The organism is Variovorax sp. OAS795 (assembly GCF_040546685.1).
In the GTDB taxonomy this organism is placed as follows: Bacteria; Pseudomonadota; Gammaproteobacteria; order Burkholderiales; family Burkholderiaceae_C; genus Variovorax.
Genome location: NZ_JBEPOH010000001.1, coordinates 2,199,200 through 2,215,931 on the forward strand (window position 1 = coordinate 2,199,200; position 16,732 = coordinate 2,215,931).

Sequence of the window (16,732 nt, forward strand, 5' to 3'; positions counted from 1 at the left end):
CTCCAGAATGCAGGCCATGCGCGCCTTCTATTCCGGCCAGTTCGTCTTGCCGCTGCCTCCGGGCCACCGCTTTCCCATGTCGCGCTACGCCATGCTGCGCGACCGCCTGCTGGAGCACCTGCCGGCCATCGACATGGACCCGGCGCCCCGCGCCACCGATGGCGAGCTGGCGCTGGCCCACACGCCGCAGTGGATTGCCGCCATCAGCGACGGCAGCGTGAGCCCGCAGGCCATGCGGGAGATCGGCTTTCCCTGGAGCGAGACCATGGTCGAGCGCTCGCGCCGCTCCACCGGCGCGACCATCGCGGCCTGCCGTGCGGCCTTTGCCGGCGGGGTCGCGGCCAACATGGCGGGCGGCACGCACCATGCCTATGCCGACAAGGGTGGGGGATTCTGCGTCTTCAACGACGCCGCCGTGGCTGCCCGCCTCATGCAGGCGGAGCACGGCCGCAGCGGCCGGCAGCTGCGCATCGCGGTGATCGACCTGGACGTGCACCAGGGCAATGGCACGGCCAGCATCTTCAGGAGCGACCCGAGCGTCTTCACGCTCTCCATGCACGGGCAGAAGAACTTCCCATTCCGAAAGGAGACGAGCGACCTGGACGTCGAACTGGCCGACGGCTGCGGCGATGCCGACTACCTCGCCGCGCTCGAACATGCGCTCGACGAGCTCGACCGGCGCTTCGCGCCCGGCCTGGTGATCTACCTGGCGGGCGCCGACCCCTTCGAGCGCGACCGGCTCGGGCGGCTCAAGCTGAGCTTCGACGGGCTGGAGGCGCGCGACCGGCGGGTGTTCGACTGGGCTTGGCAGCGCCGCATTCCGCTGGCGTTTGCCATGGCGGGCGGCTACGCGACCGACATCGCCGAGACGGTGCAGGTGCAGCTGGGCACCTTCAGGGTGGCGCTCGACTACTGGCGCCGCTGGCAAAATGCCGCGCGATGAGCTCCGCCAACAAACCCACGCCGCATTCCCGAAGCAGCTACCGCGCGTTCCGCAGCATCCCGACGCGCTGGGCCGACAACGACATGTACGGCCATGTCAACAACGTCGTCTACTACAGCTGGTTCGACACGGCGGTGAATGCGCTCCTGATCGAGCGCGGCGCACTCGACATCCACCAGGGGCAGACCATCGGCTTCGTGGTCGAGACGCAGTGCAACTATTTCGCCCCCATCGTCTTTCCCCAGACGGTGGAAGCCGGCATCCGGGTGGCCCAGGCGGGGCGTTCCAGCGTGCGCTACGAGATCGCGCTGTTTGCCGAAGGCGTCGATACGGCTGCCGCCCAGGGCCATTTCGTGCACGTGTACGTGGACCGGGCCCACGCAGCGTCCGGTGCCACTGCCCGAGGCGCTGCAACGCGTGGTCGATTCGCTGAAAGCCTGACCCAAAAGCAATCGGCGCCCGCGGGCGCCGATGTGTCCTTGCCACGCGGCCGTTTTCAGGCCGCTGGGCGCTTCGTTCTTACATGGACTTCTTCATGGCCTTGATGTCGGCCTTTCCTTGCGATTCGTCGGCCTTGGCCTGCTTCACGCAGGCAGCCTTGGCATCGCCGGCCTGGTCATCGCACTTTTCCTTGGCGACTTCGTAGTTGGCCTTGACCTTCTCTTCAGCCACCTTGCGGGCATGCGAGTCGCTGGGCTTGTACTGCTGTTCCAGTTCGGCCTTGGCAACGTTTTCCTTGCCCTTGGCTTCCTTCTGGCAGACGTCCTTGGCATTGTCCTTCAGCGCGTCGCACTGGGCCTTGGCCGCCTTGTAGTCGGCTTCGATCTTGTCCTTGCCGGCCTTGTACTCGTCCTTGGTCATCGCGCCGGCCTGCGTGGCCATGAAGCAGGTGGAGGCGAGCGCGAGCATGAGCAGATGTTTTTTCATTGGTTTTTCCTTCGGGTTGAGATGAATCTGGAGGTTGGGAACCGAGGGACGCCCCTGGGCGCCCCGCTTGCTCAGTACTTTTCGTACCAGAGAGCGTCCGGCGAGCGGCCGTCGCGGGTTTCCCATTCCTTGACCTGTTTTTCGGCCTCGTCGCGGCTGATGCCATGGCGTTCCTGGATACGGCCGAGCAGCTGGTCGCGCTTGCCCGCAATCACGTCGAAGTCATCGTCGGTCAGCTTGCCCCATTGCTCCTTCACCTTGCCCTTGAGCTGTTTCCAGTTGCCTTCGATGGTGTCCTTGTTCATGCGAATCTCCTTCAGTGTTGACTCGGCCGACTCATCGGTCTGCCGTGAAGACACTGTCGCGTCAGCCATTCACCCTGACGGTAGGACGCCCTGTGCTGGGGCCGTAGGCACAAGCCGACGCTGCCCGTGATAATCGGACGCACGCCGAAAAAGACCGGGACAACGCGCGCCGCCAAAGCACCATGATCATTCACAGCCTGCTCGACACTGACCTCTACAAGTTCACCATGATGCAGGTCGTGCTGCATCACTTCCCGGGAGCCCAGGTCGAGTACCGCTTCAAGTGCCGCAACCCGGGCATCGACCTGGCGCAATTCGCGGGGCAGATCCGCGAAGAGGTGCGCAGCCTCTGCTCCGTGCAGTTTCGCGACGCCGAATTGACCTACCTGCGCTCGATGCGCTTCATCAAGAGCGACTTCGTCGATTTCCTGGGGCTGTTCCGGCTCAACGAGAAATACATCAGCATCACGCCCCAGCCCTCGGGCGAGCTCGAGATCCGCATCAAGGGCCCGTGGCTGCACACCATCCTGTTCGAGATCCCGGTGCTCGCGATCGTGAACGAGGTCTACTTTCGCAACACGCAGAAGAAGCCCGATCTCGAAGAAGGCCGGCGGCGCCTGGAAACGAAGATCGGCCAGCTGCAGGATGCCGGCCTCGCCGACCTCAAGATTGCCGACTACGGCACGCGCCGCCGCTTCTCCAAGGACTGGCACGAAGAAGTTCTTCGCACCCTCAATGCCAGGCTGGGCGCCGTCACCTCGCCGCCGGTGCAATCCCGGCCCGGCGCGCGGCTGCCCCAGCTCGCGGGCACCAGCAACGTGCTCTATGCCATGAAGCTCGGCCTCATTCCGCTCGGCACCATGGCGCACGAATACCTGCAGGCCTGCCAGGGGCTCGGGCCGCGGCTGCGCGACAGCCAGATCTTCGGCTTCGAGAGTTGGGCCCGCGAATACCGCGGCGACCTGGGCATTGCGCTGTCCGACGTCTACGGCATGAGCGCCTTCCTGCGGGACTTCGACCTCTACTTCTGCAAGCTGTTCGACGGCGCGCGCCACGACAGCGGCGATCCCTTCCAGTGGGGCGAGCGCATGCTGGCCCACTACATCGCCAACCGGGTCGATCCGCGCACCAAGACGCTGATCTTCAGCGACAGCCTCACGGTGCCGCGCACCATCGAGCTCTACCAGCAGTTCCGCGGCCGCTGCCAGCTGGCGTTCGGCATCGGCACCAATCTGACCAACGACCTGGGCTACGAGCCGCTGCAGATCGTCATCAAGATGATCACCTGCAACGGGCAGCCGGTGGCCAAGCTGTCGGACACCCCGTCCAAGAACATGTGCGAGGACGAGAAATACCTCGCGTATCTGCGTCAGGTTTTCGAGATCGAGCAGCCGCCGGCCTGACGTCCGTCTGGTACGGTACGGCCCGATGAAAAAAATAGTTCGCTTGGCGGCGGCCGCAGTGCTGCCGATGATGTTTCCCGCGCTTGCCATGGCTGCCAGCCTCGACGGCAGCAGGCTGTCGGCGCCCTGGGGAATCCCCTTCGCAGGCCTTTTGCTGTCGATCGCGCTGATGCCGCTGCTCGCCCCTTCGGTCTGGCATCACCACTACGGCAAGATCTCGGCGGCCTGGGCGCTGGCTTTCCTGCTTCCCTTTGCCGTGATCCACGGGGTGCCGCTGGCCGGCTCCCAGCTGGTGCATGCGTTGGTCGAGGAATACATCCCCTTCATCATCCTGCTCACGGCGCTGTTCACGGTGGCAGGGGGCATCCACATCCGCGGCAACCTGCATGGCGCGCCCGGGCTCAATACGGCCATTCTTGCGATCGGCGCGGTGCTCGCGAGCCTCATGGGCACGACCGGCGCCTCGATGCTGCTGATCCGGCCACTGGTGCGCGCCAACGACAACCGCGTGAGCAAGGCGCACGTGGTGGTGTTCTTCATCTTCATCGTGTCGAACGCCGGCGGCTCGCTCACACCGCTGGGGGATCCGCCGCTGTTCCTCGGCTTCCTGAAGGGCGTCGACTTTTTCTGGACGGCGCGCAACATCCTGCCCGAGACGCTGTTCCTGGTCGGCATGCTGCTGGCGCTGTTCTATGTCATCGACCGCTACCACTACCGCAAGGAGGGGGTGTTGCCGTTCGACCCGACGCCCGACACACGCCGGGTCGGCTTCGACGGTGCCGCCAATTTCTGGCTGCTGGGCGGCGTGGTCTTCCTGGTGCTGCTGTCGGGCCTCTGGAAATCGCCCGTGGGCTTCGAGGTGTTCGGCACGCGCGTCGGGCTGCCGGGACTGGTGCGCGATGTGGGCCTCGTCGCCATCACGCTGGTCTCGTTCAAGACCACGGCGCCCAAGGTGCATGCCGACAACCAGTTCGAATGGGGACCGATGGCCGAAGTGGCCAAGCTGTTCGCGGGCATCTTCCTGACCATCATCCCGGTGATCGCCATGCTGAAGGCCGGTGCGCACGGGCCGTTCGCCGCCGTGATCGCGGCCGTGACCAAGCCCGACGGCCAGCCCGATCCGGCCATGTATTTCTGGGCCTCCGGCATCCTCAGCTCGTTCCTGGACAACGCGCCGACCTACCTGGTGTTCTTCAACACCGCGGGAGGTGATCCCGTGGCGCTCATGACCACCTACGCCACCACGCTGGCCGCCATCTCGGCCGGTTCCGTGTTCATGGGTGCCAACAGCTACATCGGCAACGCGCCCAACCTCATGGTCAAGGCCATTGCCGAGAGCCGCGGCGTGCGCATGCCGAGCTTCTTCGGCTACATGGGCTGGTCCGTCGCCATCCTGATTCCGCTGTTCGTTCTTTCCACCTTCATCTTCTTCCGTTGAGAGCCAACACCATGAGCAAGCCCAAGATCCTTGTTGCCCGCGCGGTCTTTCCCGAAACCATCGAGCGCCTCTCTCAGCACTTCGAGGTCGAGTCCAACCAGTCTGACGAGAGCTGGAGCAAGGAGCAGCTGATCGCCAGGCTCCAGGGCAAGCAGGGCGCCTTCACCACCGGCAGCGAGCGCATCGACGCCGCGGTGCTCGACGCCTGTCCCGACCTCAAGATCTGCGCCAACATGGCCGTGGGCTACAACAACTTCGACGTCGACGCGATGGCCGCGCACGGCGTGCTCGGCACCAACGCGCCCGACGTGCTCACCGAAACCACGGCCGACTTCGGGTTTGCGCTGCTGATGGCGACGGCCCGCCGCATCACCGAGAGCGAACACTTCCTGCGCGCGGGCAAGTGGCAGAAGTGGAGCTACGACATGTTCGCCGGCTCCGACATCCACGGCTCGACGCTCGGCATCATCGGCATGGGCCGCATCGGGCAGGGCATTGCCCGGCGCGGCGCGCACGGCTTCGGCATGAAGGTGGTCTATCACAACCGCTCCCGCCTGGACGCCGCGCTCGAAGCCGAATGCAAGGCCAGCTATGCAAGCAAGGAAGAGCTGCTCAGGACCGCCGACCACGTGGTCCTGGTCGTGCCGTATTCGCCGGCGTCGCACCACACCATCGGCGCGGCCGAGCTCGCGCTCATGAAGCCGACCGCCACGCTGGTGAACATCGCGCGTGGCGGCATCGTCGATGACGCGGCGCTGGCCGTGGCACTGCGCGAGAAGCGCATTGCGGCCGCGGGGCTCGATGTGTTCGAGGGCGAACCCAAGGTCCACCCCGACCTGCTGACCGTGCCCAACGTGGTGCTCACGCCGCACATCGCAAGCGCCACCGTGCCCACGCGCCGCGCCATGGCCGATCTTGCGGCCGACAACCTCATTGCCTGGTTCGGCGGCAAGGGCCCGCTCACGCCCGTCACGCCCGTTCCGCCGGCCGCCAGGTAATCAACGGCGAGCAGCGACGCGGCACTCCGACCTTGGCACTTCCCGACTTGATCCTTCTCCTGCTGGCTGCGCTCGCGGCCGTGCAGCTCGCGCTCCTGGTGTGGCTGCTCGCGCGGCGGCAGCCCAGGCCCGACCACGGCCAAATGCTGTCGGTGCTGGCCGCCATGGGCGCGGCCAACGAACGCACCGAGCGCGAGCTGCGCCATGAGATCGGCGAGAGCTCGCGCGGCGCTCGGCAGGAAACGGCGCAGGCCTTTGCCACGTTCCAGCAGGCGCTGGTGCAGCAGGGCGCCGAGGCCACCCGCACGCAGAATGCCCAGCTCGACGCCTTTTCGCTGCAGCTCGCCTCCTTGCAGAAGACGCTGGCCGACACGCTCAACACCCAGCTGCAGGGCCTCGCCGAATCGAACGCGCGGCGCCTGGCCGAAGTGCGAACGACCATGGAAACGCAGCTCGCGCAGCTGCAGCAGACCAACGCCGCCAAGCTCGACGAAATGCGCAAGACCGTCGACGAGAAACTGCAGAGCACGCTCGAGGCGCGCCTGGGCGAGAGCTTCAAGCAGGTGGCCGACCGGCTCGAGCAGGTGCACAAGGGCCTGGGTGAAATGCAGACCCTGGCGGTCGGCGTCGGCAACCTGCAGCGGGTGCTGACCAACGTGAAGACGCGCGGCGTGTTCGGCGAAGTGCAGCTCGAGGCGCTGCTCGAGCAGGTGCTCACGCCCGACCAGTACGCCAAGCAGGTCGAGACCAAGCCGCGCAGCGGCCAGCGCGTCGACTTTGCGATCCGTTTCCCCGGCCGCGGCGACGATGGCGCGCCGGTATGGCTGCCCATCGACGCCAAGTTTCCGCGCGACGACTACGAGCGCCTGATCGATGCGCACGAGCGTGCCGACGCGGCCGGTGCCGAACTTGCAGCCAAGGCGCTCGAGGCGCGCGTGCGCAGCGAGGCCAGGTCGATCGCCGAAAACTACCTGGCGGCGCCGCACACCACGGATTTCGCCATCCTCTTCCTGCCTGTCGAAAGCCTCTATGCCGAAGTGCTGCGACGGCCCGGCCTGATGGACGCCATCCAGCGCCAGCACCGCGTGACGCTGGCCGGGCCGACCACCTTGCTGGCCATGCTCAACAGCCTGCACATGGGCTTTCGCACGCTGGCGCTGGAGCACCAGGCGTCCGAGGTCTGGAAGGTGCTGGGCGCCGTCAAGACCGAGTTCGAGCGCTATGGCGAATGGGTTTCGCGCATCAAGGAGCAGGTGGCCAAGGCTTCCGACACGCTCGACAAGGCCGACACGCGCGCCAAGCAGATGCGCCTGGCGCTGCGCAAGGTGGAGGCGCTGCCCGAGTCGCAGTCGCAGCTGCTGCTGCCGTCCACCGCCGACAGCGAAGGTGGCGAAGGCGGCGACATTCCGTGAAAGGCTCCGAACTGCTGCGCGTGATCGGCGCCCAGGTCTGCCTGCACGCCACCATGGCCGGCATGCGGCTCGCAACGCCGCTCCTGGCACTGCAGCAGGGATACAGTGCTGCGGCGGTCGGCGTGCTGATCTCGCTGTTCGCGCTCACGCAGGTGTTCCTCGCGCTGCCCGCGGGCCGCTTTGCCGACCGGCACGGGTTCAAGCGGCCGCTCTGGCTTTCGGTCATTGCGGCTTCGGCCGGTGCGGGCCTCGTGGTGGTCTTTCCGGTTTTTCCGGCCATGTGCGTTGCGGCGCTGCTGACCGGCGGTGCCACCGGCGCAACCGTCATTGCGCTGCAGCGCCACGTCGGCCGTTCCGCCACCAACGCCACGCAGCTCAAGCGCGTGTTCAGCTGGCTGGCAATTGCGCCCGCGGTCGCCAATTTCGTCGGCCCGTTTGTGGCCGGCATGCTCATCGATCACGCGGGGCGCGTGCCCGCGGACATGCTGGCCTTCCGGGTCTGCTTCGCAGTGATGGCGGCCTTTCCCATCCTGTGCTGGCTGTTTGCCCGCAGCGCGCACGAGCCGCCGCCCACGGAAACCGCAGCTGGCGCGGCAGGCACGCGGGCCTGGGACCTGCTGCGCGAGCCGATGTTCCGCCGCCTGCTGTTCGTGAATTGGCTGCAGTCGTCGAGCTGGGACGTGCATGCCTTCGTGCTGCCGGTGCTGGGGCACGACCGCGGCATCAGCGCCTCGGTGATCGGCTCCATCCTCGGCGCCTTCGCCATTGCCGCGGCCGTCATCCGGGTGGTGCTGCCCCTGGTCGCGTCCCGCGCCTCGGAGCGCAGCGTGATCCTGGTATCCACCCTCGTCACGGCCGGGGTGTTCGCGGTGTATCCGCTGCTCGACTCGGCCTGGACCATGGCCCTGTGCTCGGTGATCCTGGGTTTTGCCCTGGGGGCGGTGCAGCCGATGGTGATGAGCATGCTGCACCAGATCACGCCGCACACGCGCCACGGCGAGGCGCTGGGCCTCAGGCTCATGACCATCAACGCGTCGAGCGTGGCGATGCCGATGCTGTTCGGATCGCTCGGCGCGCTGATCGGGATCGCGGGCGTCTTCTGGGTGGTGGGCGGCGTCGTTGCGTTGGGCGCGCGGGCCACCTGGGGCCTGAAGGCGCCCTTATAGCTTGTAGAAGCGCTTGATCGCGTCCCAGGCGTCGTCGGCCGCATCGACGTATTCGAACAGCTTCACGTCGGTCGGCGAGATCACGCCTTCCTCGATGAGGAAGTCGAAGTCGATCAGCTTCTTCCAGTAGGCCGAGCCGAACAGCACGATCGGCACCGGCTTGGACTTCCGGGTCTGCACGAGCGTGATCACCTCGAACAGCTCGTCAAGCGTGCCGAAGCCGCCCGGGGAAACGCCACCAGCGCCTTCGCACGCATCATGAAATGCATCTTGCGGATGGCGAAGTAGTGGAACTTGAAGCTCAGCGCCGGCGTGACGTAGGGGTTGGCTTCCTCCTCCATGGGCAACGCGATGGCCAGGCCGACCGAGATGCCGCCGCCCTCGTGCGCGCCGCGGTTGGCCGCCTGCATGATGCCGGGGCCGCCGCCGGTGCAGACGAACAGCTTGTCCTCGGGGTCCTTGTCGCTGCTGTACTGCGCCACCAGCTTGCCGAAGGCGCGCGCCTTCTCGTAGTAGTGCGAGCTGCGCGCCAGCCGCCGCCAGCGCTCGGCCGCCACCGCGTCGCCCGCGGCGTCGGCCTGCGCGACGAGCGCGGCTGCCTCTTCCTCGCTGCGGAAGCGTGCGCTGCCGAAGACCACCACGGTGTTCTCGATGCCGTGGGCGCGCTGCTCCAGGTCGGGCTTCATCAGCTCCAGCTGCATGCGGATGCCGCGGGTTTCGCGGCGCAGCAGGAATTCCGGATCGGCGAAGGCGAGGCGCGAAGGATCGGGATCGAGCGGAAGGCCTTTTTCGGAGTGCGACTTGAGGGTGGCCCAGGCGTCCGCGAGGCGTTTGTCGTGGAGATCGTGCGTGTTGTTCATGGAGGAATCAGACAGGAAGACTCATGGATTGTGCAGCCTTGCAACCGGCATGCCCGCCGGTTCAGAAAGTGCCGTGCCGGCCCGCGCCCTGAACGAAGCGCCGGGCGCCGGCCGCGCCCTCGGCCGCGACGATCGGCACGCCCAGGCGGCCTTCCTGCCGCAGTGCCTCGGCCAGCGGCAAGTCCCATTGTGCATAGGCGGAATGGCGGTCCGCCAGCATGCATTGCTGGGGAAAGGACGCGATCTCGTGCGCCAGCGCTTCCGCCGCCTGGCGCGACTGGCCGCGGGGCACCACGCGGTCGACGAGGCCCATCGCGCCCGCCTCCCTGGCGTCCACGGCCCTGCCGGTCAGGATGAGGTCGAGTGCGCGGCCCATGCCGACGAGGCGCGGCAGCCGAACCGTTCCGCCATCGATCAGCGGCACGCCCCAGCGCCGGCAGAACACCCCGAGCACGGCGTCTTCCTCGGCCACGCGCAGGTCGGCCAAGAGCGCGAGTTCCAGCCCGCCGGCCACCGCATGGCCGCTGATGGCGGCGATCAGCGGTTTTGAAAGCGCCATGCGGGTGGGGCCCATCGGAGCGGAGCCGCCGCCTTCGGGATCGAGTTCATTGCGCCGGGCCGGATCGCCGACCGCGCCCAGGTCGGCGCCCGCGCAGAAAGTGCCGTGTTCGCCCCACAGCACGGCGACACGCTGACTGTCGTCGGCCTCGAAGCGTTCGAAGGCGGCGCGCAGCGCATCGGCCATGGGACGGTCGACGGCGTTGCGCTGCCTCTGGCGGCTCATGACGATGGTGCTGACCGGCCCATCGGTCTCGGTTCGGACGCTGGCGGAGGTGTTCATGGCCGAAGGGTAAGCCCGCCAACGGAAAAAGGCTCCTTGCGGAGCCTTTTCGTGATGCGCCGGCCAGCCGGCCGGAAGCGCTCAGACGCGCTTGCGGTATTCGCCGGTGCGGGTGTCGATCTCGATCTTGTCGCCTTGCGCAACGAAGAGCGGCACCGGCACTTCGAAGCCGGTGGCGATCTTGGCGGGCTTCATGACCTTGCCCGAGGTGTCGCCCTTGACGGCCGGCTCGGTCCAGGTGATTTCGCGCTCGACGCTGGTGGGCAGTTCGACCGAAATGGCCTTGCCGTCGTAGAACACCACTTCGACCGCCATGCCGTCTTCGAGGTAGTTGAGGGCGTCGCCCATGTTCTCGGCTTCGACTTCGTACTGGTTGTACTCGGTGTCCATGCAGACGTACATCGGGTCGGCGAAGTAGGAGTAGGTGCACTCCTTCTTGTCGAGCACGATCTGGTCGATCTTGTCGTCGGCCTTGAAGACCACTTCGGTGTTGAAGTTGGCGATCAGGCTCTTGAGCTTCATGCGCACGGTGGCGGAATTGCGGCCGCCGCGGCTGTATTCGGTCTTCAGGACGACCATCGGGTCCTTGCCGTGCATGATGACGTTGCCGGCGCGGATTTCTTGAGCGATTTTCATGTCAGGTTCTCTGGATGTTGGCCGCTCGGTGCACGGGGCCATCGGCGACGCTTGCAGTGTTGCAAAAGCCCTTGCCGAGCGTGATTGGCCCCGCGGTACATGTCCCGCGGCAGGTTTGGCGGACAGCATCTCGGATCTGTGTAAATCCGGGCCGAAATCCGCAAAGCCCGCTATTTTAGCTTTTTCCGGCGACCAGATGCCGCAATTGCGTGACCAGGTCTTGCTGGGAGCACAGCTTTTCGCGCGCCGCCTGCGCGGTTTCGCGCCAAGGGCCTTCGGTTTCCGCAGGGGGCAGGGGAGCGTCCCCGAAGCCATTCCAGGCGTGGTGGAACTGGCGCAGCGTGGGAGGCGCGCCAATCCAGTCCAGCCACGCCCCCAGCTTCACGTGGTGCGCGTCGTCGTCCTGCGGATAGATCTGCCAGACCAAAGGAGCGCCGGCCCAGAGCGCGCGCACGAGCGAATCCTCGCCGCGCACGAAGTTCAGGTCGCAGGCCCACAGGAGATGGTCGAAATCGAACTGCGTGAGGTAGGGCAGGTACGAAATCGACAGCGCGCCGAAGCCTTGCGGCGACCGGCCGGCGGGCAATTCCGGGCTCGCGAAGAAGGCGCCCAGTGCGTGCGCCGCGCGGCCGGACGTCACCAGGAGCCGCGTTGGCTCGGTACCGGCAGCCAGCTGCTCGAGCAGCTGGGCCAGCGCGGGCGGCTCGTAGCAGAAGAGGGAGACGAGGCACTCGCCCTCCCGCCAGGGGATGTCATGCGCAGCGAGCCATTGCGCGCGATCGAAGCGCGCCCGGCGCTCCAGCAGGCCGGGCTCCCGCAGCAGCCCTCCGGTGGCGGGCGTGAAGCCCGGGTAGAAAAAGCGCTTGGTCAGCCCCGCGCCCGGCCCCTTGAAGACGGGGGAGGGCAAGCCGTGCAGCCGCTCCACATAGGGCTCGGCCGAGAGGTATTCGAGATTGATCCAGCACCGGGCCGGCGCGCCTTCGGCCGGAGCCTCGGCGAATCGCGCGACCAGTTCGGGCGCCGGGTCGCAGCCGAAGGCTTCGATCAGCACGTCGGGCGGCGGGGCCGCCGCGGCCCGGGCGACGGCGGCGGGGTCGAGCCAATCGACCACGCGCACGCCGTCGCAGCCCGTGGGCGCCATCCAGCGCAGTGCCGTGGCATCGTCGATCCACAGGCGCACGCGCTCGCCGAGGGCCGCCAACTGGCTGGCCAGCCGCCAGCACACGCCCAGGTCGCCGTGGTTGTCGATCACCCTGCAGAAGATGTCCCATTGCATGGGTGGGAGTGTGCCTTTCTTCGGGGTCGCGACACGCCACAATAGCCGCCATGTCAGATGTGCATTCCGATCAATTGCTCAGCGAAGTCGCTGCCTTGCCGCAGCTGCCGGGCGTCTACCGCTATTTCGATGCCGCCGGCGCGGTGCTCTACGTGGGCAAGGCGCGCAACCTCAAGAAGCGGGTTGCCAACTACTTCCAGAAGAGCCATGGCGGCACGCGCATCGGCCACATGATCTCGAAGATCGCGCGCATGGAGACCACGGTGGTGCGCTCCGAGGCCGAGGCGCTGCTGCTCGAGAACAATCTCATCAAGACGCTCAAGCCGCGCTACAACATCCTGTTTCGCGACGACAAGAGCTACCCGTACCTGAAGATCGCCTCGCACGCGTTTCCGCGCCTGGCGTACTACCGCGGCGCGGTCGACAAGAAGCACCGCTACTTCGGGCCGTATCCGAGCGCCTGGGCGGTGAAGGAATCGATCCAGCTGCTGCAGAAGGTATTCAAGCTGCGCACCTGCGAAGACACGGTGTACGCCAACCGCACGCGGCCCTGCCTGCTGTACCAGATCAAGCGCTGCACCGGGCCGTGCGTCGGCTACATCACGCCCGAAGCCTATGCGCAGGACGTGGCGAGCGCCGAGGCCTTCCTGATGGGCGACACGCAGCTGGTGCTGTCCAAGCTCGAGGCGCGCATGACCGAGCACGCCGAAAAGCTCGAGTTCGAGCAGGCCGCCGAGCTGCGCAACCAGATGTCGGCAATCTCGCGCGTGCTGCACCAGCAGTCGATCGAGATCGCTTCGGACAAGGATGTGGACATCCTCGCCGTCAAGGTGCAGGGCGGCAAGGCCTGCGTCAACCTGGCGATGGTGCGCGGCGGCCGCCACCTGGGCGACCGGGCGTACTTTCCCGTGCATGTGGAAGACGCCGCGCAGATCCACCACGGCGAACTCGATGCGGAGGAGGGCGCACTGCCCGTGCCGGCGGACCCGATCGAGGTGCAGGTGCTCGAAGCCTTCATCGCCCAGCACTACATCGACGTGCCGGTGCCCGCCACGCTGGTGCTGAGCCATCTCGTCGGCCGCGAGCTGATCGAGGCGATCTCGCAGCAGGCCGGCGGGCGGGTGACGGCCGTGTTCCAGCCGCGCGAGCAGCGGCGGCACTGGCTCGAAATGGCGGAGACCAACGCCGGCCTGCAACTTGCGCGTCTGCTGGCCGAAGAGGGCTCGCAGCAGGCGCGAACCCGCGCGCTGGCCGATGCGCTGGAGCTCGCGCCCGACGACCTCGACAACTTCCGCATTGAATGCTTCGACATCTCGCACACCGCGGGCGAGGCCACCCAGGCCTCCTGCGTGGTGTTCGAGCACCACACGATGCAGAACCGCGAATACCGGCGCTACAACATCGAGGGCATCACGCCGGGCGACGACTACGCCGCCATGCGCCAGGTGCTGCACCGCCGCTACGGCAAGCTGGCCGAGGCCATGGCGGCCGAAAGCGATGCGCCGCCCATGGGCGATGCTGCCGGCGTCGGCAGCGACGCGCCTCCAAGGACCAAGGCCGCGCGCATGCCCGACCTGGTGCTGGTGGACGGCGGCAAGGGCCAGGTCTCGATGGCGCGCGAGGTGTTCAGCGAACTGGGGCTGGCGCTGTCGCTCATCGTGGGTGTCGAGAAGGGCGAAGGCCGCAAGGTCGGGCTCGAGGAACTGGTGTTTGCGGACGGCCGCGAGAAGGTCTACCTGGGCAAGGATTCCGCAGCGCTCATGCTGGTTGCCCAGATCCGCGACGAGGCGCACCGCTTCGCCATCACCGGCATGCGCGCCAAGCGCGCGAAGGTGCGCGTGGGCGGCAGCCAGCTCGAAGACATTCCTGGCATCGGGCCGAAGCGCCGCGCGCGATTGCTGCAGCGTTTTGGCGGAATCCGCGGCGTGGCGGCCGCAAGCGTCGAGGACATCGCCTCGGTCGAAGGCATTGCCACCGACCTGGCCGAGGAAATCTACCGCGCACTGCACTAGCCCGATTGCCCCCGGGCTTTCGGCGCGCCGCGTGTGCATGACACAATCGCCCGCATGTTCTGGACCCTCCCGACCATCATGACCTGGACGCGCATCGTCGCGATTCCATTGATCGTTGGTGTGTTCTACCTGCCGATGGCCGAGCCGATGCGCAACCTGATTGCCACGGTGATGTTCATCGTCTTTGCCGCCACCGACTGGCTCGACGGCTACCTCGCGCGCAAGCTGAACCAGACCTCGTCCTTCGGCGCCTTCCTCGATCCGGTGGCCGACAAGTTCCTGGTGTGCGCCGCGCTGCTGGTGCTGGTGCACCTGCAGCGCGCCGATGTGTTCGTGGCGCTGATCATCATCGGGCGCGAGATCGCCATCTCTGCGCTGCGCGAATGGATGGCACGAATCGGCGCCGGCAAGAGCGTGGCGGTCCACATGATCGGCAAGGTCAAGACGACCGTGCAGATGGTCGCGATTCCGTTCCTGCTCTATGACGGGCATCTGTTCAAGGTCATCGACACGGGCCTCTGGGGCCAATGGCTGATCTGGATCTCGGCGGTGCTTACCGTGTGGTCGATGGTCTATTACCTGCAAAAGGCCATCCCCGAGATCAGGGCCCACAGCAAATGACGGCGGCGGTTGCCGTACCCGGTCCGGGCGGCTCGGGCTGGCTGCGGGCCATGCCGGCGGTCTTCGTGCTGATCTGGAGCACGGGTTTCATCGTGGCGCGCTATGGCATGCCCTTTGCGCCGCCGCTCAAGTTCCTGGCCGTGCGCTATGCGCTTTCCCTCGTGTGCTTCGGCATCTGGGTCGCGCTCGCGCGGGTCGCCTGGCCCAAGGAGCGCGCGCAGTGGGGGCACCTGGCGGCCACCGGCGTGCTGATGCAGGCGGGTTACCTGGGCGGCGTATGGGCTGCGGTGCACGCCGGCATGGGCGCCGGCCTGGTGGCGCTGCTGGTCGGCATCCAGCCGGTGCTGACCGCCATCTGGCTCTCGTTCAACGGCGGGCGCATCTCCAGGCGCCAATGGGCCGGGCTGGTCCTCGGGTTTGCGGGCCTGGTGCTCGTGGTATCCCGCAAGTTCGGGCAGGGTTCCGAGGTCAGCGCATTGACCATGGGGCTCGCCGTGATGGCGCTGCTTTCGATCACCGCGGGCACGCTGTACCAGAAGCGCTTCGTCGCGCCCTGCGACGTTCGCAGCGCAAGCGCCGTGCAGATGGCGGCGGCGCTGGCCGTGTCCTTGCCTTTCGCGCTGATGGAGACCCAGGCCATCGAATGGAACGCCTACTCGATGGGCGCCATGGCGTGGTCGGTGCTGGCGCTCTCGCTCGGCGGCAGTTCGCTGCTCTACATGCTGATCCAGCGCGGCACGGCCACCGCGGTCACGAGCCTGCTCTACCTGGTGCCTCCCTGCACGGCGGTCATGGCCTGGCTGCTGTTCGCGGAGCCGATCACCCTGGTGACGCTGCTCGGCATCGGGCTCACCGCCGCGGGCGTCAGCCTGGTGGTCCGCAGCGAGCGCTGACCCGGCGCCTACCTATTGCTCAGCGCGGCGAAGCGGCCTTGCCGGGCTTCCAGGGCTCGCCGCGAAACTGATCCGCCAGGTGGTCGAGCAGCAGCCGGACGCGGCGCGGCGTCTTGGGCCGCCAGGGCGCGATCCAGTGGATGTCCGCATCGGGCATGGCGTAGTGGGGCAGCACGCGCACCAGTTCGCCGGAAGCCAGTTGCGGCGCAATGTCCCACAGGCTGCGCAGCATGATGCCGTGGCCCGCCAGGCACCAGTCGCGCACCATCTCGCCCGAATTGCTGGTCAGCGGCCCCTGCGCGCGCACGCGCGCGGTGCTGCCGTCGCGCGCGTGGCGCAAGGTCCAGAGCGCAAACTGCCGCTGGTTGACTTCGCCGTTCTCGCGCGCCACCAGACAGTCGTGCATGCCGAGCGCCTCCACCGAGGCCGGCATGCCGCGCCGCTCTATATATGCAGGCGAGGCGGCCAGCACCCGCTGGTTGCGCGCGATGCGGCGGGTCACCCAGTCGGCCTCGCGGCGCTGCTGCACGGCCCAGAGCCAGAGCGCACCGTCGTAGCCTTCGGCGCCGAGATCGGGCAGCCGCTCGGTCAGCAGCAGTTCGATCTGCAGCGCGGGATGGCGCGCCTGGAACGTGGCCAGCGCGGGGCCGAGCCAACGCCGGCCAAAACCGAACGTGGCCGCCAGCCGGATGTTGCCGACGAGTTCGTTCTGTCGTTCGCCCAGTTCGCTTTCCAGCGCCGCAAAGCCTTCGAGCAATGTCCTGGCGTGAAGGCAGACAGCCTCACCCTCGGCCGTGACGCTGAGCCGGCGCGTGGTGCGTTCGAACAAGCGCTGCCCCAGCCTGGCTTCGAGCGAGCCCAGCCGCTTGGTGACCACCGAGGGCACGACATCGAGCGTGGCCGACGCGCCCGCGAGGCTTCCCTGCTCGCGTATGGCCAGCACAAGTTCCAGGTCGCCACGGTCCATCGCCAACTGATTCATGCCAATTCGGAAAGTATGA

At 67.1% G+C, this 16,732-nt stretch carries 15 protein-coding genes and 2 pseudogenes; 10 read left to right on the plus strand and 7 right to left on the minus strand.

Features of this window, described 5'->3' with window-relative positions:
- Positions 1-16: 16 nt before the first annotated feature.
- Both ABID97_RS10570 and ABID97_RS10575 read left to right on the plus strand, forming a co-directional pair.
- Positions 17-943 carry a histone deacetylase family protein gene (locus ABID97_RS10570; protein WP_354398450.1) on the plus strand — a complete coding sequence of 309 codons (927 nt, stop codon included), beginning with the start codon at positions 17-19 and terminating at the stop codon, positions 941-943.
- A pseudogene (locus tag ABID97_RS10575) lies at positions 940-1,384 on the plus strand (acyl-CoA thioesterase). Before ABID97_RS10570 ends, ABID97_RS10575 begins: the two are co-directional and overlap by 4 nt.
- A gap of 78 nt (positions 1,385-1,462) precedes the next feature.
- On the opposite strand, the gene ABID97_RS10580 reads toward ABID97_RS10575, so the two are convergent.
- Both ABID97_RS10580 and ABID97_RS10585 read right to left on the minus strand, forming a co-directional pair.
- Positions 1,463-1,870 (minus strand): hypothetical protein, encoded by a 408-nt coding sequence (locus ABID97_RS10580; protein ID WP_354398451.1) that lies wholly within the window; start codon positions 1,868-1,870, stop codon positions 1,463-1,465.
- Positions 1,871-1,941: 71 nt separating this feature from the next.
- A complete protein-coding gene (locus ABID97_RS10585) occupies positions 1,942-2,175 on the minus strand; it encodes a CsbD family protein (RefSeq protein ID WP_354398452.1) in 234 nt (77 codons plus the stop codon).
- Between the two features lie 182 nt (positions 2,176-2,357).
- Here ABID97_RS10585 and pncB point away from each other — a divergent pair, with 182 nt between their 5' ends.
- The 5 genes from pncB to ABID97_RS10610 are packed head-to-tail and all read left to right on the plus strand — an operon-like array spanning position 2,358 to position 8,592.
- Positions 2,358-3,578 carry a nicotinate phosphoribosyltransferase gene (pncB, locus tag ABID97_RS10590; RefSeq protein ID WP_354398453.1) on the plus strand — a complete coding sequence of 407 codons (1,221 nt, stop codon included), beginning with the start codon at positions 2,358-2,360 and terminating at the stop codon, positions 3,576-3,578.
- 25 nt (positions 3,579-3,603) lie between these two features.
- Positions 3,604-5,016, plus strand: a complete 1,413-nt coding sequence (locus ABID97_RS10595; RefSeq protein ID WP_354398454.1) for a sodium:proton antiporter — start codon at positions 3,604-3,606, stop codon at positions 5,014-5,016.
- A gap of 11 nt (positions 5,017-5,027) precedes the next feature.
- On the plus strand, positions 5,028-6,014 hold the full coding sequence (locus tag ABID97_RS10600) for a 2-hydroxyacid dehydrogenase (RefSeq protein WP_354398455.1): 987 nt from the start codon (positions 5,028-5,030) through the stop codon (positions 6,012-6,014).
- 32 nt (positions 6,015-6,046) lie between these two features.
- Positions 6,047-7,426: a DNA recombination protein RmuC gene (locus ABID97_RS10605; protein ID WP_354398456.1), complete on the plus strand. Its 1,380-nt coding sequence runs from the start codon at positions 6,047-6,049 to the stop codon at positions 7,424-7,426.
- Complete coding sequence (locus tag ABID97_RS10610; protein WP_354398457.1) at positions 7,423-8,592, plus strand: MFS transporter; 1,170 nt, start codon at positions 7,423-7,425, stop codon at positions 8,590-8,592. Before ABID97_RS10605 ends, ABID97_RS10610 begins: the two co-directional genes overlap by 4 nt.
- Here the strand turns inward: ABID97_RS10610 and ABID97_RS10615 are convergent.
- The 4 genes and pseudogenes from ABID97_RS10615 to earP all read right to left on the minus strand — a co-directional run bounded on the left by ABID97_RS10615 (position 8,587) and on the right by earP (position 12,205).
- Positions 8,587-9,452: pseudogene (locus ABID97_RS10615) on the minus strand (LOG family protein). The gene ABID97_RS10610 and the pseudogene ABID97_RS10615 sit on opposite strands and share 6 nt — an antisense overlap.
- A gap of 61 nt (positions 9,453-9,513) precedes the next feature.
- Positions 9,514-10,293: a crotonase/enoyl-CoA hydratase family protein gene (locus ABID97_RS10620; RefSeq protein ID WP_354398458.1), complete on the minus strand. Its 780-nt coding sequence runs from the start codon at positions 10,291-10,293 to the stop codon at positions 9,514-9,516.
- 81 nt (positions 10,294-10,374) lie between these two features.
- Positions 10,375-10,929: an elongation factor P gene (gene efp, locus ABID97_RS10625; RefSeq protein ID WP_028258883.1), complete on the minus strand. Its 555-nt coding sequence runs from the start codon at positions 10,927-10,929 to the stop codon at positions 10,375-10,377.
- 175 nt (positions 10,930-11,104) lie between these two features.
- Entirely contained in the window at positions 11,105-12,205 is a 1,101-nt protein-coding gene (gene earP, locus ABID97_RS10630) for an elongation factor P maturation arginine rhamnosyltransferase EarP (protein WP_354398459.1), read from the minus strand.
- 50 nt (positions 12,206-12,255) lie between these two features.
- Between earP and uvrC the strand changes: the two genes are divergently transcribed.
- The 3 genes from uvrC to ABID97_RS10645 are packed head-to-tail and all read left to right on the plus strand — an operon-like array spanning position 12,256 to position 15,731.
- On the plus strand, positions 12,256-14,217 hold the full coding sequence (gene uvrC, locus ABID97_RS10635) for an excinuclease ABC subunit UvrC (RefSeq protein WP_354398460.1): 1,962 nt from the start codon (positions 12,256-12,258) through the stop codon (positions 14,215-14,217).
- Positions 14,218-14,271: 54 nt separating this feature from the next.
- Positions 14,272-14,838: a CDP-diacylglycerol--glycerol-3-phosphate 3-phosphatidyltransferase gene (pgsA, locus tag ABID97_RS10640; protein WP_013540407.1), complete on the plus strand. Its 567-nt coding sequence runs from the start codon at positions 14,272-14,274 to the stop codon at positions 14,836-14,838.
- On the plus strand, positions 14,835-15,731 hold the full coding sequence (locus tag ABID97_RS10645; protein WP_354398461.1) for a DMT family transporter: 897 nt from the start codon (positions 14,835-14,837) through the stop codon (positions 15,729-15,731). Before pgsA ends, ABID97_RS10645 begins: the two co-directional genes overlap by 4 nt.
- Before the next feature lie 19 nt (positions 15,732-15,750).
- On the opposite strand, the gene ABID97_RS10650 is transcribed toward ABID97_RS10645, so the two are convergent.
- On the minus strand, positions 15,751-16,698 hold the full coding sequence (locus ABID97_RS10650) for a LysR substrate-binding domain-containing protein (protein ID WP_503012812.1): 948 nt from the start codon (positions 16,696-16,698) through the stop codon (positions 15,751-15,753).
- Positions 16,699-16,732 lie beyond the last annotated feature (34 nt).

Excerpts from the sequence above, each read along its gene's own strand:
- ABID97_RS10570 (WP_354398450.1), top strand. The coding sequence starts at position 17 with ATGCGCGCCTTCTATTCCGGCCAGTTCGTCTTGCCGCTGCCTCCGGGC.
- ABID97_RS10580 (WP_354398451.1), bottom strand. The coding sequence starts at position 1,870 with ATGAAAAAACATCTGCTCATGCTCGCGCTCGCCTCCACCTGCTTCATG.
- ABID97_RS10585 (WP_354398452.1), bottom strand. The coding sequence starts at position 2,175 with ATGAACAAGGACACCATCGAAGGCAACTGGAAACAGCTCAAGGGCAAG.
- pncB (WP_354398453.1), top strand. The coding sequence starts at position 2,358 with ATGATCATTCACAGCCTGCTCGACACTGACCTCTACAAGTTCACCATG.
- ABID97_RS10595 (WP_354398454.1), top strand. The coding sequence starts at position 3,604 with ATGAAAAAAATAGTTCGCTTGGCGGCGGCCGCAGTGCTGCCGATGATG.
- ABID97_RS10600 (WP_354398455.1), top strand. The coding sequence starts at position 5,028 with ATGAGCAAGCCCAAGATCCTTGTTGCCCGCGCGGTCTTTCCCGAAACC.
- ABID97_RS10620 (WP_354398458.1), bottom strand. The coding sequence starts at position 10,293 with ATGAACACCTCCGCCAGCGTCCGAACCGAGACCGATGGGCCGGTCAGC.
- efp (WP_028258883.1), bottom strand. The coding sequence starts at position 10,929 with ATGAAAATCGCTCAAGAAATCCGCGCCGGCAACGTCATCATGCACGGC.
- earP (WP_354398459.1), bottom strand. The coding sequence starts at position 12,205 with ATGCAATGGGACATCTTCTGCAGGGTGATCGACAACCACGGCGACCTG.
- uvrC (WP_354398460.1), top strand. The coding sequence starts at position 12,256 with ATGTCAGATGTGCATTCCGATCAATTGCTCAGCGAAGTCGCTGCCTTG.
- pgsA (WP_013540407.1), top strand. The coding sequence starts at position 14,272 with ATGTTCTGGACCCTCCCGACCATCATGACCTGGACGCGCATCGTCGCG.
- ABID97_RS10645 (WP_354398461.1), top strand. The coding sequence starts at position 14,835 with ATGACGGCGGCGGTTGCCGTACCCGGTCCGGGCGGCTCGGGCTGGCTG.
- ABID97_RS10650 (WP_503012812.1), bottom strand. The coding sequence starts at position 16,698 with ATGGACCGTGGCGACCTGGAACTTGTGCTGGCCATACGCGAGCAGGGA.